24 protein-coding genes and 1 tRNA gene are annotated in these 23190 nt (G+C 67.3%); 10 read left to right on the top strand and 15 right to left on the bottom strand.

Going from position 1 to position 23190, the window contains the following annotated elements; translation table 11 throughout:
* Positions 1-48 precede the first annotated feature (48 nt).
* The 3 genes from BM004_RS29580 to BM004_RS29570 form a co-directional block, all read right to left on the bottom strand.
* Positions 49-1155 (bottom strand): BMP family ABC transporter substrate-binding protein, encoded by a 1107-nt coding sequence (locus BM004_RS29580; protein ID WP_093132683.1) that lies wholly within the window; start codon positions 1153-1155, stop codon positions 49-51.
* Positions 1156-1226: 71 nt separating this feature from the next.
* Complete coding sequence (locus BM004_RS29575) at positions 1227-1613, bottom strand: VOC family protein (protein ID WP_093218786.1); 387 nt, start codon at positions 1611-1613, stop codon at positions 1227-1229.
* A gap of 28 nt (positions 1614-1641) precedes the next feature.
* Positions 1642-2643 carry an isopenicillin N synthase family dioxygenase gene (locus BM004_RS29570; RefSeq protein ID WP_093132687.1) on the bottom strand — a complete coding sequence of 334 codons (1002 nt, stop codon included), beginning with the start codon at positions 2641-2643 and terminating at the stop codon, positions 1642-1644.
* Between the two features lie 205 nt (positions 2644-2848).
* Here BM004_RS29570 and rutR point away from each other — a divergent pair, with 205 nt between their 5' ends.
* The gene (gene rutR, locus BM004_RS29565) at positions 2849-3553 is read left to right on the top strand and encodes an HTH-type transcriptional regulator RutR (protein WP_093132689.1); all 705 of its coding nucleotides are present in this window, start codon (positions 2849-2851) and stop codon (positions 3551-3553) included.
* A 246-nt stretch (positions 3554-3799) separates the two neighbouring features.
* Here the strand turns inward: rutR and rutF are convergent, their stop codons facing one another.
* The 6 genes from rutF to rutA form a co-directional block, all read right to left on the bottom strand.
* Positions 3800-4309, bottom strand: coding sequence for an NADH-dependent FMN reductase RutF (gene rutF, locus BM004_RS29560; protein ID WP_177206637.1), 510 nt, complete (start codon positions 4307-4309; stop codon positions 3800-3802).
* A gap of 72 nt (positions 4310-4381) precedes the next feature.
* Positions 4382-4978, bottom strand: coding sequence for a malonic semialdehyde reductase (locus BM004_RS29555; RefSeq protein WP_093218782.1), 597 nt, complete (start codon positions 4976-4978; stop codon positions 4382-4384).
* On the bottom strand, positions 4975-5790 hold the full coding sequence (gene rutD, locus BM004_RS29550) for a pyrimidine utilization protein D (protein ID WP_093218781.1): 816 nt from the start codon (positions 5788-5790) through the stop codon (positions 4975-4977). The genes BM004_RS29555 and rutD overlap by 4 nt, the downstream gene beginning before the upstream one ends.
* A gap of 5 nt (positions 5791-5795) precedes the next feature.
* Complete coding sequence (gene rutC / locus BM004_RS29545) at positions 5796-6197, bottom strand: pyrimidine utilization protein C (RefSeq protein ID WP_093132696.1); 402 nt, start codon at positions 6195-6197, stop codon at positions 5796-5798.
* 22 nt (positions 6198-6219) lie between these two features.
* The gene (gene rutB / locus BM004_RS29540; protein ID WP_256220101.1) at positions 6220-6996 is read right to left on the bottom strand and encodes a pyrimidine utilization protein B; all 777 of its coding nucleotides are present in this window, start codon (positions 6994-6996) and stop codon (positions 6220-6222) included.
* Positions 6997-7010: 14 nt separating this feature from the next.
* On the bottom strand, positions 7011-8126 hold the full coding sequence (gene rutA, locus BM004_RS29535) for a pyrimidine utilization protein A (protein WP_093218779.1): 1116 nt from the start codon (positions 8124-8126) through the stop codon (positions 7011-7013).
* A 217-nt stretch (positions 8127-8343) separates the two neighbouring features.
* On the opposite strand from rutA, the gene BM004_RS29530 reads away from it, so the two are divergent.
* The 3 genes from BM004_RS29530 to BM004_RS29520 all read left to right on the top strand — a co-directional run bounded on the left by BM004_RS29530 (position 8344) and on the right by BM004_RS29520 (position 10476).
* Positions 8344-8796 carry a YybH family protein gene (locus tag BM004_RS29530; RefSeq protein WP_093132700.1) on the top strand — a complete coding sequence of 151 codons (453 nt, stop codon included), beginning with the start codon at positions 8344-8346 and terminating at the stop codon, positions 8794-8796.
* Positions 8797-8864: 68 nt separating this feature from the next.
* Positions 8865-9911 (top strand): YheT family hydrolase, encoded by a 1047-nt coding sequence (locus BM004_RS29525; protein ID WP_093218845.1) that lies wholly within the window; start codon positions 8865-8867, stop codon positions 9909-9911.
* A gap of 4 nt (positions 9912-9915) precedes the next feature.
* The gene (locus BM004_RS29520; RefSeq protein ID WP_093218777.1) at positions 9916-10476 is read left to right on the top strand and encodes a DUF2946 family protein; all 561 of its coding nucleotides are present in this window, start codon (positions 9916-9918) and stop codon (positions 10474-10476) included.
* Positions 10477-10545: 69 nt separating this feature from the next.
* Here the strand turns inward: BM004_RS29520 and BM004_RS29515 are convergent, their stop codons facing one another.
* From BM004_RS29515 to BM004_RS29500, 4 genes are all read right to left on the bottom strand, one after another.
* On the bottom strand, positions 10546-11205 hold the full coding sequence (locus BM004_RS29515) for a c-type cytochrome (RefSeq protein WP_093218775.1): 660 nt from the start codon (positions 11203-11205) through the stop codon (positions 10546-10548).
* A gap of 115 nt (positions 11206-11320) precedes the next feature.
* Positions 11321-12748, bottom strand: a complete 1428-nt coding sequence (locus BM004_RS29510) for an efflux transporter outer membrane subunit (RefSeq protein WP_093132706.1) — start codon at positions 12746-12748, stop codon at positions 11321-11323.
* The gene (locus tag BM004_RS29505) at positions 12741-15905 is read right to left on the bottom strand and encodes an efflux RND transporter permease subunit (protein WP_093132708.1); all 3165 of its coding nucleotides are present in this window, start codon (positions 15903-15905) and stop codon (positions 12741-12743) included. The genes BM004_RS29510 and BM004_RS29505 overlap by 8 nt, the downstream gene beginning before the upstream one ends.
* Positions 15906-15922: 17 nt before the next feature.
* Positions 15923-17212 (bottom strand): efflux RND transporter periplasmic adaptor subunit, encoded by a 1290-nt coding sequence (locus BM004_RS29500; protein ID WP_093218774.1) that lies wholly within the window; start codon positions 17210-17212, stop codon positions 15923-15925.
* A 178-nt stretch (positions 17213-17390) separates the two neighbouring features.
* On the opposite strand from BM004_RS29500, the gene BM004_RS29495 reads away from it, so the two are divergent.
* Positions 17391-18062, top strand: coding sequence for a TetR family transcriptional regulator (locus BM004_RS29495; protein ID WP_093132712.1), 672 nt, complete (start codon positions 17391-17393; stop codon positions 18060-18062).
* A gap of 43 nt (positions 18063-18105) precedes the next feature.
* Positions 18106-18180, top strand: a tRNA-Arg gene (locus BM004_RS29490).
* Positions 18181-18518: 338 nt separating this feature from the next.
* Here the strand turns inward: BM004_RS29490 and BM004_RS29485 are convergent.
* Positions 18519-18911 (bottom strand): hypothetical protein, encoded by a 393-nt coding sequence (locus BM004_RS29485; RefSeq protein WP_093132714.1) that lies wholly within the window; start codon positions 18909-18911, stop codon positions 18519-18521.
* A gap of 368 nt (positions 18912-19279) precedes the next feature.
* Between BM004_RS29485 and BM004_RS29480 the strand changes: the two genes are divergently transcribed.
* The 4 genes from BM004_RS29480 (at position 19280) to BM004_RS29465 (ending at position 21332) form a co-directional block, all read left to right on the top strand.
* Entirely contained in the window at positions 19280-19405 is a 126-nt protein-coding gene (locus tag BM004_RS29480; protein ID WP_094030693.1) for a YHYH domain-containing protein, read from the top strand.
* 15 nt (positions 19406-19420) lie between these two features.
* Positions 19421-19714: a hypothetical protein gene (locus tag BM004_RS29475; RefSeq protein WP_093132716.1), complete on the top strand. Its 294-nt coding sequence runs from the start codon at positions 19421-19423 to the stop codon at positions 19712-19714.
* Between the two features lie 402 nt (positions 19715-20116).
* Positions 20117-20431, top strand: coding sequence for a hypothetical protein (locus tag BM004_RS29470; protein WP_093218772.1), 315 nt, complete (start codon positions 20117-20119; stop codon positions 20429-20431).
* A gap of 136 nt (positions 20432-20567) precedes the next feature.
* Positions 20568-21332 carry a hypothetical protein gene (locus tag BM004_RS29465; protein ID WP_093132720.1) on the top strand — a complete coding sequence of 255 codons (765 nt, stop codon included), beginning with the start codon at positions 20568-20570 and terminating at the stop codon, positions 21330-21332.
* A 60-nt stretch (positions 21333-21392) separates the two neighbouring features.
* On the opposite strand, the gene BM004_RS29460 is transcribed toward BM004_RS29465, so the two are convergent.
* The gene (locus BM004_RS29460) at positions 21393-23087 is read right to left on the bottom strand and encodes a phospholipase D-like domain-containing protein (protein WP_093218770.1); all 1695 of its coding nucleotides are present in this window, start codon (positions 23085-23087) and stop codon (positions 21393-21395) included.
* Between the last annotated feature and the right edge of the window lie 103 nt (positions 23088-23190).

Here is a 23190-nt window from a genome sequence, read left to right as displayed (position 1 = left end):
TTCGGTCCTTGCTTGCTTGCTGGCTGGCTGCCTGGTTGGGCGGTTGGCCTACTTCTGCGTGACCACGCCCTTGACGAACCAGTCCATCTTCCACAGGTCTGCATCGGACAGCACCGCGCCCTTGGCCACGCGCTCCTTGCCGTCGCGGTCCGCGAGCGGGCCGGCGTAGACCTGCTTGCCCTTCATGATCGCGTCGCGCTCGGCGGTGATGGCCGCGGCCTTGTCCTTGGGCACGGCGGGGCCGAAGCCCGCGATGTCGGTGCCGCCGTCCTTCATCTCGATGAAGGCGCCGTATTGCGCGGGCTTCCAGCCGCCGGCCATCACCTTCTTCAGCTCCGGCGCGAGGAACCTGTCCCACACCCACACGGAAGAGCACAGCGTGGCCTTGGGTGCGAACTGGCGCAGGTCGCGGTGGTGGCCGGTGCCGTACACGCCGCGCTCCTGCGCGACGATCTGCGGCGTGGGGCTGTCCACGTGCTGGCCGATCACGTCGGCGCCCTGGTCGATGAGCGCGGCGGCGGCCGCGCGTTCCTTCACCGGGTCGTTCCACGCGCCGGTGTAGATCACGTTGACCGTGGCGTTCGGGTTCATCTTCTGCGCGCCGAGCGCGAAGGCGTTGATGGTCCAGTTCACCACGCCGAAGGGGTTGGCCGCGACGAAGCCGAGCTTGCCGGTCTTCGATGCCGCGCCGGCGGCCATGCCGCAGAGGTACTGGCTCTCGTAGGTGCGACCGTAGAACGACTCGAGGTTGCTGCCGTTGGTGGTGCCCGAGCCGTTCAGGAAGGCCACGTCGGGGTACTTGGCGGCCAGGTCCTTGAAGCTGTCGGAATAGCCGAAGGCCGTGCCGATCACGATGTTGGCGCCGCGCTGGATGAACTTCTCGGCCGCGGGCTTGATGGCCGAGGCGTCTTCGGGCACGTTCTCCACGAACTGGATCTTCTGGCCGATCTCCTTCTCGATCTTCACGCGGGCCTCGTCGAAGGCCTGCGTCCAGCCGCCGTCGTTCTTCGGGCCGAAGTAGAGCATCGCGATCTTCGGCTTGTCCTTCAGCGTGAAGCCGTCGGCGGCCGCGGCGGGCAGCGTGGTGAAGAACGCGCCGCCGGCCGCGACGGTCATCGCGAGGCCCAGGCCGGGAGTGAGGGTGCGCAACTGCATGGAACTACCTTTGGTGGAGAGGCTTGGAGGAATGGAAGGGGCGAAGAACAAAGCAGCGAAGGCAGCGCGCGTCACATCATGAAGTTGATGCGGAACACGTTGCCCTCGGGGTCGAGCAGCACCGACTGGTACCAGTTGTAGTAAGTGACGTACGGCGCCTTGACGAGCGTGGCGCCGGCCTCGAGCGCGACCGGCACCATGCGCTCGACGTCGGCCTGGCTGTCGACGTCGATGTTCAGCAGGAACTTCACGCCGCGCGTGTCCGAGAACTCCGCCAGGTGCAGCAGTTCGTAGGCGTCGAGCGCGTTGAAGCCCAGGCTCGACTTGCCGGTGTCCAGCCCGCGGAAGATGGGCGAGCGGATCGCCTCGATCTCGGGGAAGCCGAACACGCGCTGGTAGAAGCCGCTGAGGGCGACCACGTCCTTTGCGAAGACGTTGACGTAGGAGAGATGGGCCATGCGTGGTTCAGGTGCTCAGGCGTTCAGTTCAGGCCGTGGCCTTGGTGCCGCCGAAGGTCGTCTGCTTGACGAACTTCGAGGTCAGGTGGTCGCCCGAGGAAATGGGCGCGTACTTGGCCTGCTCGCCCGGTGCCAGGCAGCTCGGCAGGCACTCGACCATCGCGTCGTAGTTGGGCTGGTGGAAGAACACCAGCGACTGGCGCCGGTTGGTGCTCGCCACCTCGAACGGCGGGTTGGTCACGCGGTGCAGCGTGGACACCCACTGGTCGTTGGTCCACTGCATCATGAGGTCGGCGATGTTGACCACCAGCCCGCCTTCGACCTGCGGCACGTCGACCCACTGGCCAGCCTTGTTGAACACCTGCAGGCCTTTGTCGTCGGGCAGCACGATGGTCAGGCTGCCGTAGTCGCTGTGCGCGCCCGCGCGCAACTGGCCGGGCAGCGGCTGCTCGCGCTGCGGCGGGTAGCTCAGCACGCGGAACATGCTGATGTGCTCGTCGATCTTGTCGTCGAAGAAAGTCTCCGGCAGCGAGAGCCCGAGCGCGAAGATGCGCATGAGCGAGCGCGAGAGATCGCTCATGGCACCGAAGTAGCCTTCGCAGGCTTCGCGGAAACCGTCGATGGGCGGCCAGCTGTTGGGCTCGAAGTGCGGGCCGGCCGCGGGGCCGCGGTGGTAGTCGTCGTTGGGAACGTTCGACGGGCCGATGGAGAACGACTCCTTCAGGTCGCCGGGCGCGGCCTCTTCGAGGCTGTACGAGAGGCCTTCTTCGCCCACCGCGCTGTAGCCACGCACCGCGTCCTCGCGCGGCCGGTCGACCTTGCGCTTCTCGCCCAGCGGCATGTCGAAGAAGCTGCGCGAGAGCGACGACACGCGCGAGATGAGCGAAGGCGCAATGCCGTGGTGGGTGATGACGAGGAAGCCGATGCTGCGGCAGGCTTCATCGACTTTCCTTGCAACCTCGGCCTTGCCTTCGGCCGTGCCGGCGAAGTAGGGCGCGAGATCGATGATCGGGACGGACAGCAGGGTCATGGCGAGTTCCTCATGCTTGGCATGCCTTTCGCCATGCAACGTCTGTGCCAGTTGGACCAAATGGACAAATCGCGCGTGCCGCGTCAGCATGGTGCGTGGCGAGCTTCTTGCTGAGGCTCGCGAAGGCCGTTGTGGCGCGAGGCGATGCACCCTGGCCTTACAGTGGTGCGCAGTACGGAAACCGAGATAGAGAGAGCGAGGGAAGATGCCGAAGACCAAGGCGCTGGCCGCAGCAGCCAGCACGCAGAGCCCGGCGCGCAAGCGTGCGAAACCCGCGGTGCGCAGCGCGTCCGCGGTGAACCGCCGGTTGCGCCAGATCGAGGACAAGCGCAGCGCCATCCTTGGCGCGGCATTGGGCCTGTTCTCGCGCTTCGGCCTGCACGGCACGTCGATCGACCAGGTGGCCGCGCGTGCCGATGTGTCGAAGAGCAACCTGCTCTATTACTTCGCGAACAAGGAAGAGCTCTACGTCAACGTGCTGCGCGACCTGCTCGCGCTGTGGCTCGAACCGCTGCGCGGCTTCAGCGCCGAGCAGGACCCGAGCACGGCCATTGGCGACTACATCCGCCGCAAGCTCGTGATCTCGCGCGACCGGCCCGATGCGTCGCGGTTGTTCTGCCTGGAGATGATCCAGGGTGCGCCGCTGTTGCGCGATGAACTCGACCGCGAGTTGCGCACGCTGGTGGAGCGCAAGTCGGAAGTGATCGCTGCGTGGGTGGAAGCGGGCAAGCTGGCGCCCGTCGACCCGCAGCACCTGATCTACGCGCTGTGGGCGATCACGCAGCACTACGCGGATTTCGGCGTGCAGGTGCAGGCGCTGTCGGGGCACACGCTCGATGACGAGGCGTTCTTCGAGCGGACCGTGGAGAACGTGCAGCGCATCGTGCTGCAGGGGATTACGCCGCGCTGAGTTCTGCTTGCTGTCTCGCGGGCGGAGCGTCTTGCTCCCTCTCCCCTTGGGGAGAGGGATGGGGTGAGGGCAGCGGCGTTGAATTCGCAGCTGCCTTTTGCAAGCGCCGGTGCCCCCTCACCCTGACCCTCTCCCCGAGGGGAGAGGGGACAAGAAAGGGAGAGGGGACAAGAAAGGGAGAGGGGACAAGAAAGGGAGCGGGGGCGAGAGGGGAAGAGGAGAAGAGGGAAAAGAAGAGGCTGCCAGTCAGTGCTGCGGCGGCACCGCGATCTCGTGGTACCGGCGATCGAAGTAGATCAACCCTTGCGCCGCCCCGCCGATCGCGATCGACACCGCTTCGCAGAACAGCACGTCGTGCGTGCCCGCGCTCGTCGCGTGCATCACGCGGCAGTCGAAGGACACGGCCGCGTCGTCGAGCATCGGCGAGCCGGTCGTCTTGCGGCTCCATCGGCCGGCCGCGAAGCGTTCGTCCATCGGCGTCTTGCCGCCGAACAATGCCGACAGCGACTGGTGCCCCGCGGCCAGCACGTTCACGCACAGCACGCCGTTCGCCTTGAATGCCGGATACACCGAGGCCGAACGGTTCAGGCACACGAGCAAGGTGGGCGGTTCGTCGGTCACGCTGCACACGGCCGAGGCCGTGAAGCCCGCGCGGCCGGCGGGGCCGTCGGTGGTGATGATGTTCACAGCCGCGCCCAGGCGCGCCATCGCATTGCGGTAGTCGGACTTGGGCAGCCCTGACAGTTCCGCGGGCATGCCATTCGGATTCGATGAAGCAGGAGATGAAGCAGGAAGTGAGGCCATGGTGTTCAGCATGTCGCGGCTCCGTCAGGCCAGCACGCAGGCTTCGTCGAAGGGCAGGCGCGGCAGGCGCCCGAATACCTTCGACGTGTCGCCGTGGCCGAGGTTGATGAGGAAGTTGACGCTCCAGTCGGTGCCCTCGAAGAAGGTGGCGTCGACCTTCGCCTTGTCGAAGCCCGACATCGGGCCGGCGTCCAGGCCCACCGCGCGCGCGGCCAGCAGCAGGTAGCCCGCCTGCAGGCTGGCGTTGCGAAAGGCGGTCTCGTGCGCGGCCTCGGGGCTGCCGGTGAACCAGCTGCGTGCATCGGCGTGCGGGAACAGCGTGGGCAGCTTGTCGTAGAACTTGCGGTCCCACGCCGCGATGACCGTGACGGGCGCGCTCATCGTCTTGTCGAGGTTGCCTTTGGAGAGCGCGGGCGCGAGGCGCTCCTTGCCCTCTGGCGTGCGCACGAACACGAAGCGCGCGGGCGAGCAGTTGGCCGAGGTCGGGCCGAGGCTCGCGAGCGTGTAGATCTGCTGCAGCTGCGCGTCGGTGACGGGTTCACCGGTCCAGCCGTTGTGGCTGCGCGCGGCGGTGAAGAGCAGCGACAGCGCGGCGTCGTCGAGGGTGGTGCGAGTGGTCATGCGGGAAGAGGAGATGGCGCGGGCGCATCGACCCGCGAAAAAAAGGCCAGCAGGGTGCTGTTGAACGCATCGGCCTCGGTCACGCTGTGGGCGTGGCCGCCGTGCGCCATGAGGTTGAGCGTGGCGTTGGGCAAGCCGTCGGTCAGGCGCAGCGAGCAGGTCCAGGGCACGAGCACGTCGTCTTTCGCGGCGGCCACCAGCGTGGGGGCGGCAATGCCGGCCAGGCGCGCGTCGATGTCGAAGGCGCGCAGCGCTGCGATGCGCGCGCGCATGTTGGCCTCGCCGGGGAAATGCGCGAAGGCGTGATCGACCTCGTCCGCCACGCGCTTCGCATGCGCGGCGCACCACGCGGCGGGGTACAGGAAGATCGGTTGCGCTTCCACATACGCGCGCGGACCGACGGCGCCGAGCAGCGCGAGCCGTGCGTCGAAGCAGCGCGCCGAATGCGGGTTGGGTTTCGACCAGGCGTTGATGAGCACCAGGCTCGCGATGCGCGACGGTGCATCGAGCGCCAATTGCAGCCCCACGAGCCCGCCGAGCGCATGGCCCGCGAAGTGGCAGCGCGAGGTGTTCGTGGCGTCGAGGATCTCGCGCACGTCGTTCGCCATGTCGGCGATCGCGTAGGCCTCGGGCAGCGCGGCGGGGCTGCGGCCCGTGCCGCGCTGGTCGTAGGCGATGACGCGGTGCCCCGCGGCAATGAGCGCGCCCAGCTGCGGCTGCCAGAACCCGGCCGAGCCGCCGAGGCCCGACGACAGCAGCACGGTGGCGGCCGCATCGGACGGCCCGTGCACCTCGTAGTGCAGCGCGGTCATGCGGCTCAGCCCTTCGGGTCGATCTTGCCGACGTGCGCGATCGAGGCGATCTCGATCAGCGCGTCGGGCTTCACCAGGCCGCACTGGATGCAGAAGCGCGCCGGCTTGGTGCCGGGAAAGAACTCCGCATACACGGTGTTGATCTTCGCGTAGTCGGCCCAGTCCTTGATCATTATCTGGTTGAAGGTCACGTCGTCCATGGTGCCGCCGGCGGCCTCGACCACGCCCTGGATGGTGGTGAGCACGTGGCGCGCCTGCGCGGCCGCGTCGCCCACGTGGACCACGTTGTTGTCCTTGTCGAAGGGCAGCGTGCCCGACACATAGAGCACGCCGTCGGCGAGCGTGCCGGGAACGTAGGGGGCGAGGGGAACGCCGGTGCCGGGCGGGATGATGGCTTGCTTGGGCATGAGGAAGGCTCCTTGGAAAGAATCAGGCGGTGGCGGCTTCGGCCACGTGTTCAGGCGCGAAGGTCTGGCAGAACCGGTCCACCGTGGAGACCCATCCGAAGAAGGTCTCGACGTTGTAGACCGAGGCCTTCTGGATCGCGGGCCCGCCGAGCTCGTGCGTGGCGTCTTCCAGCATCACCGCGAAGTACTCGAGGTGGAACGCGTCGCGCAGCGTCGACTCCACGCACACGTTGGTCGCGATGCCGGTGAACACCAGGTGGCGGATGCCGCGCGCGCGCAGCGTGCTGTCCAGCGTGCTGTTGAAGAAGCCGCTGTAGCGCGTCTTGGGCACGACGATGTCGCCGGCCTGCGGCTTCATCTGCTCGATGAGCTCGTAGTCCCAGCCGCCCTTGGCGAGGAACTTGCCCTGCAGCTCGGGCCTGGCGCGCATGGTCTTCAGCGCGTTCGACTTGTGCCAGTTCGGCGAGCCGGGACCGCCGGCCTCGACGTACGACGCGTCCCAGCCGTTCTGCAGGAACACGACCAGCATGCCGGCCGCGCGCGCCGCGGCAATGGCGCGCACGATGCCGGCAATGGTGCCTTGCGCGCCCGAGATGTCGAAGCCGGCCGAGTCGACGTAGCCGCCGAGCGAGGCGTAGGCGTTCTGCATGTCGACGACGATCAGCGCGGAGTCGGTGGCGTGCAGCGCGAGCGGTTCGGGGCGCGCGGGCAGCACCCGCGGTGCGGGCGCGCCGGGCAGGCGAGGCGCGCCCACGGGAATGTTCGAGGTGAGGGTGGCGTTGCGTGCGGGTGTGCTCACTGGGGCTCTCCTGTTCAGGCCGCGAGGCGCTCGGGTTCGGCCACCTGCGAGGGCACCGGGCTCTGCACGTGCGCGCGGCTTTTCATGAGCGGCTGGATGCGCTCGCCGAAGGCTTCCACGCCCTGCACGAAGTCGTCGAAGGTCAGCAGCACGCCTTCGGTGCCGGGCACCTCGGCCACTTCGTCGAGCATGCGTGCCACGCTGGCGTACGAACCCACGAGCGTGCCCATGTTGATGTTCACGGCCGAGGTGGGGTCGGCCATCTGGCGCACGTTGGTGTCGGCGCCCGATTTGGTGTCGGCCGCGCCCTGCTGGCCCAGCCAGGCAATGGCCTCGTGGTCGGCGCCGGCCTTGTAGTGCTCCCACTTGGCGCGCGCGGCCTCGTCGGTCTCGTCGGCGATCACCATCATCAGCACGTAGGTGGTGACGTGGCGGCCGGTCTTGGCGGTGGCCTCGATGAGTTTCTCGGCCGCGGGCGCGAAGGCCTTGGGCGTGTTCACGCCCTTGCCGAAGCAGAAGTTGTAGTCGGCGTATTTGGCGGAGAACGCCATGCCCGCGTCGCTCTGGCCGGCGCAGATCACCTTCATGTCGGCCTGCGGCTGCGGGCTCATGCGGCAGTCGTCCATCTGGAAGTGGTCGCCCTTGAAGTCCGACTGGCCGGTGCCCCACAGGTCGCGCAGCACCTGGATGTATTCGCTCAGGTATTGGTAGCGCGTGCCGAAGAACTGGTCGCCGGGCCACATGCCCATCTGCGAGTACTCGGGGCGCTGCCAGCCCGTGACGAGGTTCAGGCCGAAGCGGCCGTTGGAAATGGAGTCGATGGTCGACGACATGCGCGCCACGATGGCCGGCGGCATGACCAGCGAGGCGGCCGTGGCAAAGAGCTTGATCTTGCTGGTGACGGCGGCCAGGCCGGCCATGAGCGTGAACGACTCGAGGTTGTGGTCCCAGAACTCCGTCTTGCCGCCGAAGCCGCGCAGCTTGATCATGGACAGCGCGAAGTCCACGCCGTAGCGCTCGGCCTTCAGCGTGATCTGCTTGTTGAGTTCGAAACTGGGCTTGTACTGGGGGGCGTTTTCGGAAAGCAGCCAGCCGTTGTTGCCGATGGGAATGAAGATGCCGACGTTCATGGAAAGGCTCCTGTTGCGGGGTTGTGCAACGCCTTGCATGCGCCGTGCCAGTTGAATAAGTCGTTTTGAATCAATGGCTTAAGAAGATTCAGCGTTCAGGTTTTGACCATTTGGTCCAAAGTGGAGCAGCCGAACGGCCCGGATTGCCGCCGCACGGTGCGGGCCGGACCAAACCGGTGCAGTGCCGCGGTCACGGAGTGCGCGGCAGAATCACGCCATGCCCAAGACCCCACTCCGCGCCGCCGCGGCCATCAGCGGCACTGCCGACGATGTCGAGGCCGCCTTCTACGAAGCGCTGCAACGCGGCGACATCGATGCGCTGATGGCCTGCTGGGCCGACGAGGACGAGGTGTTCTGCGTGCACCCCGGCGGCCCCCGGCTGGTGGGGGCCGTGGCGATCCGCGCGGCCTTCGAGCAGATGTTCGGCAACGGCGCCATCCACGCCATGCCGGCGAAGGTGCGCAAGATCGAGTCGCTGGCCAGCGCGGTGCACAACGTGCTGGAGCGCATCGAGGTGCTCACCGCCGAAGGCCCGCGCCATGCCTTCGTGCTGGCCACCAACGTCTATCACAAGACCGCCGAAGGCTGGCGCATGGTGGCGCACCACGCGAGCCCCGGCAGCGCACGCGAACCGGACGACGCCAACGATCCGCCCCAGACCCTGCATTGATGCCTTCCTTCGTTTCTTACTCCCCTTCTTCCGCGTCTTCTTCGCCGGCATCGTCTTTTCAACCGGCGCTGGCCTACGCCGCGCCGCGCTGGCTGCCCGGCGGCAACCTGCAGACCATCTGGGCCGCGCTGTATGCGCGGCGCTTCGACGGCCCCGCGCCGGTCTACCGCCGCGAGCGCTGGCCCACGCCGGACGGCGATTTCGTCGACGTCGACTTCGTCGATGCGCCTGCTTCGGCCGCCAAGGCTGCGCCCCTGCTTGTGCTGTTCCACGGCCTCGAGGGTTCCTCGCGCAGCCACTACGCGGAGGCGTTCGCCGCGTTCGCCGCCTCGCGCGGCATGGCCTTCGCGGTGCCGCATTTCCGCGGCTGCAGCGGCGAGATGAACCTGGCGCCGCGCGCCTACCATTCGGGCGACTTCGAGGAAATCGGCTGGATCCTGGCGCGCATGCGCGACCAGCATGCGCAAAAGGGCGGCGGGCCGGTGCTGGCCGCGGGCGTGTCGCTGGGCGGCAATGCGCTCATGCGATGGGCTTCGGAAGCGGGACAAACCGCGTCGGGCGTGGTGAGCGCCGTGGCCTCGGTCTGCGCGCCGCTCGACCTGGCCGCGGGCGGCGAGGCCATCGGCCGCGGCTTCAACAAGCTCGTGTACACGCGCATGTTCCTGAACACCATGAAGCCCAAGGCGCTGGCCAAGCTGGCGCAGTTTCCGGGCCTGTTCGACCGCGAGCGGCTGCTGGCGGCGCGCAACCTCCACGACTTCGACAACGTCTTCACCGCGCCGCTGCACGGTTTTCGCGACGTCGACGACTACTGGTCGCGCGGCTCGGCCAAGCCGCACCTGGCGTCGATCCGGGTGCCCGCACTGGTGGCGAACGCGCGCAACGACCCGTTCTTTCCCGCGAGCAGCCTGCCCGGCACCGGTGAAGTGGGCCCGCACGTGACGCTGTGGCAGCCCGAGCACGGCGGCCACGTCGGCTTTCCGATGGGGCCGCCGCCCGGCCATGTGCGCGGCATGCCGGAGCAGGTCGGCAACTGGCTGCAGATGCAGTTGCACATGCAGTCGCACGGCGGCACATTGACTGACGGCGCGGGCTTGCCGGCAGGAAGAGAATGACGCCATGGACGACATCGTCAAACAAGCATTGGCCAAATGGCCCAACGTGCCGCACTGCTACGGCTGGCTCGGCCTCGACGCGCGCGGCAACTGGTACATGCGCGACGACCGCACCCAGGCGCAGGGCCCCTTCCGCAGCGCCAAGGGCTCGATGCTGCGGCACGACAAGCTGATCGACTTCATTCACCGCAACTACGAGCACGACGACGAAGGCCAGTGGTTCTTCCAGAACGGGCCGCAGCGCGTGTACGTGGAGCTGGAAGCCGCGCCGCTGGTGTGGCGCGTGGCCGAGGAGGGCGACGGTTTCACCGTGACCTCGCACACCGGCAGGGCGGTCGAGGTCTCGGGCTGCCTGCTCGACGCGGAAGGCCGGCTCTACCTGGCCTCGCCGATCGGCCTGGGCCTGGTGCACACGCAGGACGTGGGCATTGCGGCCGAGGCCGTCGAGCGTGGCCTGTGGACGCCCGAGGCCGTGCAGGCCGACGAGTTGCCCGGCCGCTTCGGGCATGTGCTGAGCCCGGCGGAGCGCCATGCCGAAGCGGCTCCGGCGCCGTCCAAGCCCTGAACCCGCGTTTTTGACGCCCATGAAAAAGCCGGCGCTGGGCCGGCTTTTTCTTTGGATTAGGGAAAACGCTTACTTGGGTGCAGCGCTGGCCTCGGAGGCCGCAGGGGCTGCGGGCGCCGCTGCGGAGGCTGCGCCTGTCGCAGGAGCAGCACCCGAAGCGCCTTCGGCCGGGGCTGCCGCCGCCGGGCGGTCGGGCACCGGGAACTTGGCGCCGCCGGCATTGGCCATGTAGACCACGGCACGGCCCACTTCGAGGTCTTCGAAGTCGCCGCCGCCCTGGGCAGGCATGGCGCCCTTGCCCTTCAGGGCATGTTCGAGGAGGGTGGCGTAGCCCTGGCCTATGCGAGGGCCCCAGGCCGCGGCGTCCTGGAAGTGCGGTGCGCCGGGGATGCCCGGGGCGCCGTGGCAGGTCGCGCACTGAGCCTTGAAGACCGCTTCGCCGGCCGCCAGGGGGCGGTTGGCGTCACGGATCTCGATGGCACCGATCTTCTTCAGTCGCTCGGCCACTTCGCGGTCGCGCGCTTCCTTGGTCACCCCGTAGAGCGCCATGTTGTCGCCCTCCGCGGTACCGGCGGGCTTGTTGCCCGAGACCACATAGGAAACAAGTCCCACGATGATCAGGATCGGAATGATGAAAGAGAAAAATACCGCGAGCAGCAGTTGCTTCGGGTTCTTGATCGGCCCGGTGTGGGCTTCTTCTGTGGCCTGGTAATGCGGGTCTGCGCTCATTGGCGTCCTCAATATCGGGGGCTCGTCGGGGGGCGTTTCCTAACCAACCGGCGATTATAGAGAGACCCCCCGCCGAACAGGGCAAGGGACCACCCTTAGAGGACACCTTCGCGTCTCAACCCTTGTTGGCGTCGCGCGTGGCCCAGCCGCCACCCAGGGTCTTGTACAGCGTGACCTGGTTCTGCAGCTGCAGCAGCCGCGTGGTCACGGCCGACTGCTGCGCCGTGAACAGCGAGCGCTGCGCGTCCAGCAGGTCGAGCGCGCTGGCAATGCCGTTGCGGTAGCGCAGGTCGGAGAGCTTGAAGCGCACGCCTTCGGCCTCGGCCTGCGCACGCTGCGCGCGCACCTGCTCGCCCAGCGTGGCGCGGCCCGCGAGCGCATCGGCCACTTCGCGGAACGCCGTCTGGATCGACTTCTCGTACTGCGCCACCGCGATCTCGCGCCCGGCCTTGGCCGAGTCGAGCGTGGCGATGTTGGCGCCGGCATTGAAGATCGGCAGCGTCACCGTGGGCGCGAACGACCAGGCCTTGGAGCCGCGGTCGAACAGGCCCGAGAACTCCGAACTCGCGGTGCCGATGCTGCTGGTGAGCGACACGCGCGGGAAGAAGTTGGCGCGCGCCGCGCCGATGTTGGCGTTGGCCGCAATCAGCTGCTGCTCGGCCGAGCGGATGTCCGGGCGTTCGGCCAGCAGGTCCGACGGCAGGCCGGCGGGCACGTCGGGCATCGGGCTGATGCCGTCCAGGCCCTTGGTGCCGCCGGCGGTGGCTTCGGCGGGCACCGGCGCGCCCAGCAGCAGCGCCAGCGCGTTCTCGTCCTGCTGGCGTACGCGCAACTGCTGCGCATACGAAGCGCGCGCGGTTTCCAGCAGCGAGTTCGCGGCCTGGAAGTCGAGCTCGGACGACACGCCGTTGTCGAAGCGCAGCTTCGTGAGGCGCACCGACTCGTCGCGCGTTGCCAGCGTCTGGCGCGTGATCTCCAGCAGCTCGTCGTCGGCCAGCAGCGTGAGCCAGCCGTTGGCGACCGAGGCGATCAGGCTGATCTGCACCGCCTTGCGGGTCTCGTCGGTGGCCAGGTACTGCGCCAGGGCCTGGTCCTTCAGCGCGCGGATGCGGCCGAAGAAGTCCAGCTCCCAGGCCGTGAAGCCGAAGTTCACGGCGTACTGCGAAGACACGCTGCCCTGGCTCGGGTCGATCGCGCGGTAGGCGTTGGGGCTCGAGCGCGAGCCCGTGCCCGTGAGGCCCAGCGCCGGGAACAGCGCCGAGCGCTCGATCTGGAACTGCGCGCGCGCCTGCTCGATGTTGAGCACCGACACCCGCAGGTCGCGGTTGTTGGCCAGCGAGGTCTGGATCAGGCCCGCCAGGCGGGCGTCAGTGAAGAAGTCCTGCCAGGGCAGGTTGGCCGCGGCCTGGCCGGCCGGTTGCGACGGGTCGCCCGGGTAGGTGGTCGGCACCGGCGCGGCGGGGCGCTCGTAGGTCGGAATGAGCGAGCAGCCGGCCAGCAGCATGGCCGCTGCCAGGGCCGTGGGAATCAGTTTCTTAGTCATGCTTGGGTTCCTCCTCGATGCCGGCGGCGGCGGCATGCCGCTTGTCGGCCTCGCGTTGTCGTGCGCTGCCCTTGAACAGCGTGCGCACCACCACGAAGAAGATAGGTACGAAGAACACGGCCAGGGCGGTGCCGGTGATCATCCCGCCGATCACGCCGGTGCCGATGGCACGCTGGCTGGCCGAGCCCGCGCCCGAGGCGAGGAACAGCGGCAGCACGCCCAGCCCGAAGGCCAGCGACGTCATGATGATCGGGCGGAACCGCAGGTGGGCCGCGGTGAGCGCCGCTTCCACGACCCCCTTGCCCTGCGCCTGCAGGTCCTTCGCGAACTCGATGATCAGAATCGCGTTCTTCGCGGACAGGCCGATGATGGTGATCAGGCCCACCTGGAAGTACACGTCGTTCGAATACGAGCGCAGCATGGTCGCCAGCAGCACCCCGATCACGCCCAGGGGCACCACCAGGATCACCGCCAGCGGAATCGTCCAGCTCTCGTACAGCGCGGCCAGGCATAGGAACACCGCCAGGATCGCGAAGCCGTAAAGAATGATCGACTGCGAGCCCGCGAGCTTTTCTTCACGCGACTGGCCGGTCCATTCGAAGCCGAAGCCTGCGGGCAGTTGCGCCGCGAGCTTTTCCATCTCGGCCATCGCGGCGCCCGTGCTGAAGCCGGGTGCCGCGTCGCCGCTGATGCGGATCGCCGGGTAGCCGTTGTAGCGCACCGTCTGCGTGGCGCCCTTGACCCACTTGGTGGTCGCGAACGCCGCGAGCGGCACCGGCAGGCCCTGGCTGTTGCTGGCGTTCAGCTTCAGCAGGTCGTCGGGCTGCATGCGGGCCGGCGCATCGGCCTGCACCACCACGCGCTGCAGGCGGCCGCGGTTCGGGAAGTCGTTCACGTAGCTGGAGCCCAGCGAGGTCGACAGCGTCGAGTTGATCGCGTCGAAGGTCACGCCCAGTGCGTTGGCCTTGTCGCGGTCGATGTCGATCTGCAGCTGCGGCGCGTCTTCCAGGCCGTCAGGGCGAACCTGCGCCAGGATCTTGCTCTGCCCGGCCATGCCCAGCAGCTGGTTGCGTGCGTTCACCAATGCCTCGTGGCCCGCGCCGGCGCGGTCCTGCAGGCGGAAGCTGAAGCCGGTCGCGTTGCCCAGCTCAGGAATGGGCGGCGGGCTCAGCGGGTAGATGAAGGCGTCGCGGATGCCCGACAGCGCACCGAAGGCACGGCCGGCCAGCGCGCTGGCGGAGTGGGCCGGGTCCTTGCGTTCGTCCCAGTCCTTCAGCGTCACGAAGGCAAGGCCGGCGTTCTGGCCCTGGCCCGAGAAGCTGAAGCCCATCACGCCCACCATGCTCTGCACTTCGGGCTGCTTCAGGATGAAGCCTTCGACCTGCTGCATGACCGACAGCGCACGCTCCTGCGTGGCGCCAGGCGGCAGCTGCACGTTCACGATGATGTTGCCCTGGTCTTCCTGCGGCAGGAACGAGCTCGGCAGGCGCATGTAGGCCACCACCACCGCGCCGATGATCGCCGCGTAAATGATCAGGTAGCGCGCCGCGCGGCGCAGCAGGCGCGAGACCACGCTTTCATAGCCCTTGGCCGTGCGCGTGAACACCCGGTTGAACCAGCCGAAGAAGCCGCGCTTCTCGTGATGGTGGCCGGCTTCCACCGGCTTGAGCAGCGTGGCGCACAGCGCGGGCGTGAGCGACAGGGCCATGAAGGCCGAGAACGCGATCGACGCGACCATCACCGCCGAGAACTGGCGGTAGATGTTGCCGGTCGAGCCGGCGAAGAACGCCAGCGGCACGAACACCGAGATCAGCACCACGGTCACGCCGATGATGGCGCCCGAGATCTGCTTCATGGCCTTGCGCGTGGCTTCGAGCGGCGACAGCCCCTCTTCGCTCATGATGCGCTCGACGTTCTCCACCACCACGATGGCGTCGTCCACCACGATACCGATCACCAGCACCATGCCGAACATGGTCAGCACGTTGATCGAGAAGCCCAGCGCCAGCAGCGTGGCGAAGGTGCCCAGCAGCGCCACCGGCACCACGATGGTCGGGATGATCGTGTAGCGCCAGTTCTGCAGGAAGATGAACATCACCACGAACACCAGCGCCACGGCTTCCAGCAGCGTCTTGACCACTTCGGTGATCGAGATGCTCACGAAGCGCGAGCTGTCGTACGGAATCGCCCACTTCACGCCCTGCGGGAAGTACTTGGAGAGCTCGTCCATCTTGGCGCGCACCGCCTTGGCGGTCTGCAGCGCGTTGCCCGAAGGCGTCTGCTGCACGCCCACGCCCACGGCCGGCTGGCCGTTCAGGCGCGCCGAGGTGGCATAGGCCTGGCCGCCCAGTTCCACGCGGGCCACGTCCTTCAGCCGCACGGTCGAGCCGTCGGTGTTGGCGCGCAGCACGATTTCCTTGAACTGGTCGACGTTGGCGAGCTGGCCGTTCACCACCACGGTGGCGGCAATCGCCTGGCCGGGCACGTTCGGCAGGTCGCCGATGGTGCCGGAGGCCACTTGCGCGTTCTGCGCCTTGATGGCGTTGTTCACGTCGGCGGCCGACAGGTTGAAGCCCTGCAGCTTGGTCGGATCGATCCAGATGCGCATCGCGTTCTCGGTGCCGAACAGCTGCGCCTGGCCCACGCCGGGAATGCGCTGCAGTTCGGGAACGATGTTGCGCGAGGCGTAGTCGCCCAGTGCCACCGGGTCGTAGGCCGGGTTGTCGGACGAGAGGATCGTGAACAGCAGGAAGTTGTTGCGCGACTTGTCCACGCGCACGCCCTGCTGCGTCACCGTGGCCGGCAGGCGCGGGGTTGCGCGCGACAGCCGGTTCTGCACGTCCACCTGGGCGAGGTCGGGGTCGGTGCCCTGCTCGAAGCTGATCGTGATGGTGCCGGTGCCGTCGGCTTGCGCCACCGATTCCATGTAGATCAGCCCTGGCGAGCCGTTCATTTCACGTTCGATCACGGACAGCACGCTGTCCTCGAGCGTCTGGGCCGACGCGCCGGGGTAGGCGGCGTTGATCACGATGGCTGGAGGAGCCACCGGCGGGTACTGCGAGATCGGCAGCTGGGTGATTGCAACGCTGCCCATCACCAGGATGAACAGCGCGATCACCCAGGCAAAGATCGGGCGGTCGATAAAGAATTTGGCCATGCGGGCGCGCTCCTAACTTACTTCTTCTCGGCCGGGGCCGAAGCCTGGCCACCGGCCGCAGGGGCCGCTGCTGCTGGAGCCGAGGCGGCTGCTGCGGGCGCGGCAGCGGCGTTGGGGTCCGTCTTCTTCCAGGGCACCGCCTTCACGGGCGTGCCGGGCGGCATCATCTGCAGCTTCTGGAAGCCGTCGACCATCACCTGTTCGCCGGCCTTCAGGCCGTCGAGCACCACCCACTGGTTGTCCTTGGCGGCGCTGATCTTCACCGTGCGCTGGCTGATCTTGCCGTCGGCGCTCACCACCGAAACCGTGTCGCCCTGCTGCGTGCGGGTCACGGCCTGCTGTGGCAGCGTGATCGCGTTGGTGGCCTGGGCCTGCTCCAGCTTCACGCGCACATACAGGCCCGGCAGCAGCTCGCCCTTGGGGTTGGGCACTTCGGCGCGCAGCGTGATCTGGCCCGTGGTCGAGTCGACCGTGAGGTCGGAGAACAGCAGCTTGCCTTCCAGCGGGTAGTCGGAGCCGTCTTCCAGCACCACGCGGATGCTGGCGGCTTCACCGCCGCCGGCGCGCTTGTACTGGCCGTCGGCCACGGCGCGGCGCAGCTTCAGCACTTCGGTGGCCGACTGCGTGAAGTTCACGTACACCGGGTTGATCTGCTGCACCACGGCCAGCTCGGTGGCGTCGCCCTGGCCCACCAGCGCGCCTTCGGTCACCAGCGCGCGGCCGATGCGGCCCGCGATGGGCGAGGTCACGTCGGCATAGCCGAGGTTGATTCGGGCGGTCTGCACCGCGGCGCGGCCGGCGGCCACGTCGGCCTCGGCCGTCTTCTGCGAAGCCACGGCCGTGGCGTATTCCTGCTTGCTCACCGCGTTGGCCTCGACCAGCGGCTTGTAGCGGTCGGCCAGGGCCTTGGCCTGCACGGCGTTGGCTTCGGCGCGGGCCAGCGTGGCCTGGGCGTTCTGCGAAGCGGCCACCAGCGGGGCGGGGTCGATGCGGAACAGCAACTGGCCGGCCTTCACGTCGCTGCCTTCGCGGAATTCGCGTTTCAGCAGGATGCCGGCCGCGCGGGCGCGGACCTGGGCAACGCGGGAGGCCTCGAGGCGCCCGGGCAGTTCGGTGACCAGGCCGACGTCGGTCGGCGCAGCCACGACCACGCCGACTTCGGGGGCGGGGCGGGCGCCGCCGGGGGCACCGCCGGCGGCGGGCGCATCGCTCTTGCCGCAGCCCGCAAGGACCAGGAGCACGACGGCAGCCACGGTCGCGAGACGCGGCGAAAAGGACGATTGACGCGAGACATGCAGGAGAGGCATGCGATTCCTTTGAAGCGAAGACGGGAGATGGCGCGTTCTCGGAGCGAACCGGAAACCTGTACAGCCAGGCGGGCCATCGGGGAAGCCGGGTAGTTTACATACATTCATGGATGTATAGTGACAGCCACGCAATGGCCCCACGATACGTAAAGGGCGTTGCCTTTACAAATCAGGAGACTTGGTGGCACGTCGTACGAAGGAAGAAGCACTGGCTACGCGGAATCGCTTGCTCGATGCCGCGGAGCTGCTGTTTCAGGCGCAAGGCGTCTCGCAGACCACGCTGCAGCAGATCGCGCAGCAGGCCGGCGCGACGCGGGGCGCCATCTATTGGCATTTCAAGGACAAGGCCGATCTCTTCAACGCGATGATGGAGCGCGTCATCCTCCCGCTGGAAGCCGGCCCCAAGGCCGCCATTGCCATCGGCAGCGACGACCCGCTGGTCGAGATCGAAGAGGGCATGGTCCACGCGCTCACCCTCATGACCACCGACCCGCAGGTGCGCCGCGTGTTCGACGTGGCCACCCACAAGGTCGAGTACACGCACGACATGGCCTCGGTGCAGCAGCGCCACCTCGACGCGCGCAACGCCTGCGTGGTCGATTTCGAGAAAGCCCTGCGGCTGGCCGCGCGGCGCGACCGCATCAAGCTGCCGGTGCCCGGCTACGTGGCGGCGCAGGGGCTGCACGCGCTCATCAGCGGGCTCATCCAGAACTGGCTGCTCGACCCCGAGGCCTTCGAGCTGGTGCCCACGGGGCGGCGCACGTTCAGGGTCTATCTGGCGGGGCTCGGCTTCGCCCGGCCGCTGCCCGGCGCCCCTGTTGCGAACGAACCCGAAACACTGGCCGCCTGATAGGCCATAATCACGGGCTCCGGCGCATGCCGGAACCCCCATCCTCGCTGTATTTCAACGGATAGAATTCGGCCCTCCGAAGGCTGAGATCCAGGTTCGATTCCTGGCGGCGGGACCAAATATGAATCCGGAAGAGTGAAAACTCTTCCGGATTTTTTTGTTTCCGCTCTGGGAACGAGCAATGCGAGCTCGCAGTGGTTCGCCAATGGTTGTGCATCAGCAGGGTGCACGCTCGGCGGCATATTTTCCAGAAGTCGGGCCCATATGCTTCACCGGTTTTTCAGCGTAGCTTGAAGCTCAGTGGAAGAAGGCTCGCGGTGTCTTGTGCAGTCGGGAAAGCCGGGCTGTCGCGATCCGTGGGCCCTACTGAATGACGGCGCTGCGCACGTCAGAGGCGGGTTTAGTCTTCTCGAAAGCAGTCACTGATTGGAAAGGCAGGACCGCCCAAAGCTGTCGTCAGTAGCGCGCGGAAGCAGACATTCGAGACTGGGCTTGGTCGACTATCACCAACCCCGTCTTTTCTCGAAAAATGACCGCAAGTGAGTTCCTGATCGTCTGCCATTCCCAGTCCCCCGGCAGAAACTCAATACGGTATTCGATGTACCCATCAAGTGACGCCGCGTCGTCTTGACTCAGCGTTGCTGTGAAGCCCGATATGCCGAGATCTACGTCGAGGTGGTCGACTCGACGAACGATTTGGTCAACGACCATCACCTCAATTCCGCTTGAATCGGTCTTGCGAATCAGGGAAAAGCAGTAGTCCTGCAGCGGGTCATGGCAATAAATGTAGGCCGCTCCATCGTAGTCGCTGTGCCGCGGTGAAGCACTGACGGTTGCGTGAAGCTGCATTTCACTCCCATATATGTCATTAAGCAGTCCAGCCGGCTGACGTCGGATCTGGCCCGTTGTGATGGTGGCATATGCGCGCCATGGCAATCACTGGATGTTCTCGATTGTGCTGAGAAACTCGGGGTGGCCTTCGCTGGGTACGCTCCAAGGGGACAGCCGCGCGCAACTGCGCAAGACAACGGGCTGTTGGCACGTGCAAAAAAGATGCGCCCGCAGCTGACCCACATAACGGCGGATCTGCTATCTCGACAAGCCGCGTCAAAGATCTTTGATCCCTTGCTCCCATGAATATGGGGTCTCGCAAACCCTCGTGGCGCCAATCGCACCGGGCACCACACTTCAGCACTCTTAAAAGCTGAGGAGACAACATGAAGAAGATGGCGGTTTTGATTGCAGCCCTTTGCATGAGCTGCGGCGTGCTGGCCCATTCAGGGGGCACGGACAAGAATGGCTGCCATCGAGATCACAAGAACGGCGGTTCCCATTGCCACTGATGCGGAAGGCATGAAATGAAATCGATCATTGTTTGCGCAGCAATCCTGGCGTTGGGCTCTTCCGCTTTTGCCAGGGGCGGCGGTGGGCACAGTTCGAGTGGCCATGGCTCGCATTCATCAAGCTATGGCTCCAGCACTGGGTCAAGCTCAAGTGGTAGCCATTCGACCAGCGGCTACACCAAGAGCAATGGAACTTATGTCGCTCCGAGCCATGCGACCAACCCGAACAGCACGAAGGCGGACAACTGGTCCACCAAGGGCAATGTCAACCCCTACACAGGCAAGGCTGGGACCAAGTCTCAGGATTGACGCCGCAGGAGACTTGCTCTCTGTGCAGCAGGAATCAGAGTCGCCGGTGCCAGCGATGGTGCTGCCGCGATTGGGCTCAAGGCGCCTCTTCAGAAGATTCCAGTGTTTAGGCTGCTTGCTTGAGCAGGGCGCCATGCGCACGCCCCCTCGATATACTGCGCCCGTCACGCCAAAAGCGCGACCGGGATTGGTCTCCTGAAGCATCTCTGCGACGCAAGCCGCAGTTCCCCGCAGGGTCTGCGGCTTCGTCGTTCGTGCCTCCAGTTTTGGCGGCTCGACGGGCGGGCGCAAGCCCGGCCGGTTCTCGCAAGAGGTGCCCGGTAGACCAACCCGTCGAGCTGCCGCCTTCGATTGGTCTCGGGAGCGGTGGTTTCAGCAAACCGCACCTCTTGGAGGCCATCCATGGCTGATTCCGTCAATGCGTCCGCGCACGCCCCTTCGTTTCCCGAATCCCTCGCCCTGCAAGCAGACGACGACATCGAGAGCATCCGCAGCGTGCACTGCGCCTACGCGTGCCTCGAAAAGCTCATCCTTCCGCAGCGGGTTGACGACACGGAGGAGCTTCATCCGAACCGCTCCGAACTCGGGGCCCTGATGTGCCTCGTGAACGAGACGCTGCAGCGGCGCATCGACGCGGCCGACGCGACGATCAAGTCCTTGCGGGATGTGTTGGGTGATGCTGTCGGTGATGCCTTGCGCGAAGGCCAGACGCCATGAAAGCCTTCGACGCGAAGCCATCGGCACGCCGAACCCCCTTTCCCCCCTGTGCGTCTATCCCCTGAATGCGGGATCCGCCCGGCACGCCGAGGTCCATAGACTGCCCGTTACAAAAAACAACCGGTAGACCAGGACCATGAAACCCATCAGGCTGCTTGCCTTCTTGTTCGCGGTGTCGGCCGCCCTGCAGGCGCACGCCGTGGGGTTCACCGATCCCACCGGCCTGCGGTGGGAGCTGCCGCCCGATCCGACGAGAAACGCGCATGCGGACATCCTCGAGGACGCATGCCGCAACTTCAAGATCGGCGGCCGGCAGTCTCGCCTGCCGACGTACAAGGAGGCGGCGGCCGTTGAGCGAGGCGGCCACGCGAGCATGAGCGACGAGCAGAAGGCGAACTTCGAGACCACGCGCAACGCCGCCGGCCAGAACTGGCCGAGCGCGGAGTTCGTGGTGCTCGCCAAGTCCGGCGACGACTTCTGGCGCGCCGGCCTGCGCACCAGCAACTACAACCACGCGATCAAGCCGAACGACTTCCACAGCCTGACCATCTGCGTGGGCGACGCCAAGGTGGTCGCCAAGGCGCCGGAGAAGAAGCCCGAGCCCAAAAGCGAGGCGCCTTCCAGGCCGGTGAAGCCGCTGGGCCCGGTGCTGACCCGCGTGCCGTCGCACGAGCAGACCGCGGAGCAGCGCGCCCAGCAACTCGCCAAGGCCGAAGCCGACAGCAAGGCGCGCACGGCCGCCGCGCAGGCCAAGACCAAGGCCGAGGCGGAAAAGGGCCTGGTGATCGCGAAGGCCAAGGAAGACAAGCAGCGCGCCTGGTGCGCCGCCGAAACCAACCGCCACGGGTTGTGCTCGTGCATCAAGTTCTATCCCGGACCGGGCAACGCCTGCGGAAAGTAGCCGCGGCGCTGACGTGATCCCGATGTGAGCCGCGCGCTGCCGCAAGGCGCGCCGGTCGCGTCACAGCAGATCTTCGTCGACCACCAGTGACAGCAGCGACCACCGCAGCCGCTGCGCCCAGGTCGACTCGGGCTCCTGGTGCAGCACCCACCGCTGTCCGCCGCGCAGGAAGCTCCACTGCAGCCCGCCGCGCTCCGGCGCCTCGCTCACCGCAAAGCTCGCGGGCATGCGCTCGCGCTCGATGAGGTCCGCGAGTTCGCCCGCCAGCGCGGGGCTGTCGACGACCAGCCCCAGCTCCGTGTTGCAGTGGGCCGAGCGGCGGTCCATGTTCATCGAGCCGACGTAGAACCAGCGCCGGTCGATCACGGCCAGCTTGGCGTGCAGGCGCCCCAGCGAGCCGGCGCCGCGGCCGCTTTCGGTCTCGGCCGGGCGCGGCTCGCTCGCGGGCATCAGCTCGTACAGCGTGGCGCCCAGCGCCAGGATGGCGCTGCGGTGCCGCGCATAGCCGTAGTGCACCAGCGGCTCGTCGGTGGTGGCCAGCGAGTTGGTCATGACCGACACGCGCGCGCCGCCCTGGCTCGCATGCGTCAGCGCGTCGATCATGCGGGGCATGGGCACGAAGTAGGGCGACACGACCAGCACCTCGGAGCGCGCGGTGCGAAACAGGTCGAGGTTCGCGGCCATCACCGCGCCTTCGGTGCCGTCCAAGTCGCCGCCCGCATCGCCCGCCACCGGCTGCGCCTGCACCACCGCGTCGGCGACCACGCGCACGCTGGCGGGCACCAGTTCGACCCGCCCTTGCGCCAGTTGCACGCCGACCGCGCCGCGCCCCAATGCATCGCGTTCGCCGGCCGCGGGCATGAAGCGCCCGAGGTGGCGCACCAGCGCCGCGAAGCGTTCGCGGGCGTAGGCGGGTGCGGGCCGGTCGCCGGCTGCAATGGCCTCGAAGGGGTACGACAGCGGCCCGTTCCAGAACGCGTCGAAGCTCGCGGACAGCTCGCGCACCGCGGGGCCGGCCAGCAGCGCGTCCATGTCGATGAAGTTCGCCGGCTTGCTGCGGCCGAAGTACTCGTCGGCAATGTTGCGGCCGCCCGTGATGGCAAAGCTGTTGTCGGCAATGAAGAGCTTGTTGTGCATGCGCCGGTTCACGCGCCCGATCTGGTGCAGCGACAGCAGCACGCGCGTGCGCAGGCCGCCGCTGCGCACGGGCAGCGGGTTGAACACGCGCACCTCGACGTTGGCGTGCGCGGCCAGGCCGGCCAGCAGCTCGTCTTCGCCGCCCGCGTACAGGTCGTCGACCAGCAGCCGCACGCGCACGCCGCGCTGTGCCGCGTCGCGCAGCTCGCGCAGAAACTGCCGGCCCGAGGTGTCGTCGGCCACCACGTAGTACTGCGCGTCGATGCTGTGCTGCGCGGCCGCCGCGAGCGCGATGCGCGCGTCGAAGGCATCGTCGCCGCCCGGCAGCAGCCGCACGCCGGACAGCGGCCCCGCCGCACCGGGCAGTGACGCGGCGGCGATGTGCGCGAGCGTGCTGTCCCCGACGTCGGTGCGCGCCTGCGAGGCGACCCGCTGCACGTCGCCGGGCAACGCGGCGCAGCCCGCGAGCATCGACAGCGCGACCATGAGCGCGCCGCACAGCGCGCGGCTGATCACGAGGTGCTGAAGCGCCAGGATGCACAGCCGGCACGCAGTGAGCCGCAAGGCAGCAAGGGAAGCGGCGAGCAAGGCGGCGAGGGGCTTGTCGGTGGTGTTCATGGCGGTTCCAGGTGCATCGAACGCGGCGTTGCAATCGATGCGGCCAGTCTTCCGCGCGGCCCCCGCCGCAACAATTGAACGCAGCGCCTAGCGGCGGCCTAGT

Origin of the sequence: Variovorax sp. OK212, assembly GCF_900112425.1 — a bacterium.
Classification (GTDB): Bacteria; Pseudomonadota; Gammaproteobacteria; order Burkholderiales; family Burkholderiaceae_C; genus Variovorax.
This window is presented reverse-complemented; position numbering and strand designations above follow the sequence as displayed.

Bases quoted from the DNA above. Each gene is read 5' to 3' on its own strand.
- BM004_RS29520 (WP_093218777.1), top strand. From the start codon at position 9,916: ATGGACGACATCGTCAAACAAGCATTGGCCAAATGGCCCAACGTGCCG.
- rutF (WP_177206637.1), bottom strand. From the start codon at position 4,309: ATGCCCGCGGAACTGTCAGGGCTGCCCAAGTCCGACTACCGCAATGCG.
- BM004_RS29530 (WP_093132700.1), top strand. From the start codon at position 8,344: ATGCCCAAGACCCCACTCCGCGCCGCCGCGGCCATCAGCGGCACTGCC.
- BM004_RS29555 (WP_093218782.1), bottom strand. From the start codon at position 4,978: ATGACCACTCGCACCACCCTCGACGACGCCGCGCTGTCGCTGCTCTTC.
- BM004_RS29480 (WP_094030693.1), top strand. From the start codon at position 19,280: ATGAAGAAGATGGCGGTTTTGATTGCAGCCCTTTGCATGAGCTGCGGC.
- rutA (WP_093218779.1), bottom strand. From the start codon at position 8,126: ATGAACGTCGGCATCTTCATTCCCATCGGCAACAACGGCTGGCTGCTT.
- BM004_RS29470 (WP_093218772.1), top strand. From the start codon at position 20,117: ATGGCTGATTCCGTCAATGCGTCCGCGCACGCCCCTTCGTTTCCCGAA.
- BM004_RS29475 (WP_093132716.1), top strand. From the start codon at position 19,421: ATGAAATCGATCATTGTTTGCGCAGCAATCCTGGCGTTGGGCTCTTCC.
- BM004_RS29510 (WP_093132706.1), bottom strand. From the start codon at position 12,748: ATGACTAAGAAACTGATTCCCACGGCCCTGGCAGCGGCCATGCTGCTG.
- BM004_RS29575 (WP_093218786.1), bottom strand. From the start codon at position 1,613: ATGGCCCATCTCTCCTACGTCAACGTCTTCGCAAAGGACGTGGTCGCC.
- BM004_RS29505 (WP_093132708.1), bottom strand. From the start codon at position 15,905: ATGGCCAAATTCTTTATCGACCGCCCGATCTTTGCCTGGGTGATCGCG.
- BM004_RS29570 (WP_093132687.1), bottom strand. From the start codon at position 2,643: ATGACCCTGCTGTCCGTCCCGATCATCGATCTCGCGCCCTACTTCGCC.
- BM004_RS29580 (WP_093132683.1), bottom strand. From the start codon at position 1,155: ATGCAGTTGCGCACCCTCACTCCCGGCCTGGGCCTCGCGATGACCGTC.
- BM004_RS29500 (WP_093218774.1), bottom strand. From the start codon at position 17,212: ATGCCTCTCCTGCATGTCTCGCGTCAATCGTCCTTTTCGCCGCGTCTC.
- BM004_RS29460 (WP_093218770.1), bottom strand. From the start codon at position 23,087: ATGAACACCACCGACAAGCCCCTCGCCGCCTTGCTCGCCGCTTCCCTT.
- rutR (WP_093132689.1), top strand. From the start codon at position 2,849: ATGCCGAAGACCAAGGCGCTGGCCGCAGCAGCCAGCACGCAGAGCCCG.
- BM004_RS29485 (WP_093132714.1), bottom strand. From the start codon at position 18,911: ATGCAGCTTCACGCAACCGTCAGTGCTTCACCGCGGCACAGCGACTAC.
- BM004_RS29465 (WP_093132720.1), top strand. From the start codon at position 20,568: ATGAAACCCATCAGGCTGCTTGCCTTCTTGTTCGCGGTGTCGGCCGCC.
- BM004_RS29515 (WP_093218775.1), bottom strand. From the start codon at position 11,205: ATGAGCGCAGACCCGCATTACCAGGCCACAGAAGAAGCCCACACCGGG.
- rutD (WP_093218781.1), bottom strand. From the start codon at position 5,790: ATGACCGCGCTGCACTACGAGGTGCACGGGCCGTCCGATGCGGCCGCC.
- rutC (WP_093132696.1), bottom strand. From the start codon at position 6,197: ATGCCCAAGCAAGCCATCATCCCGCCCGGCACCGGCGTTCCCCTCGCC.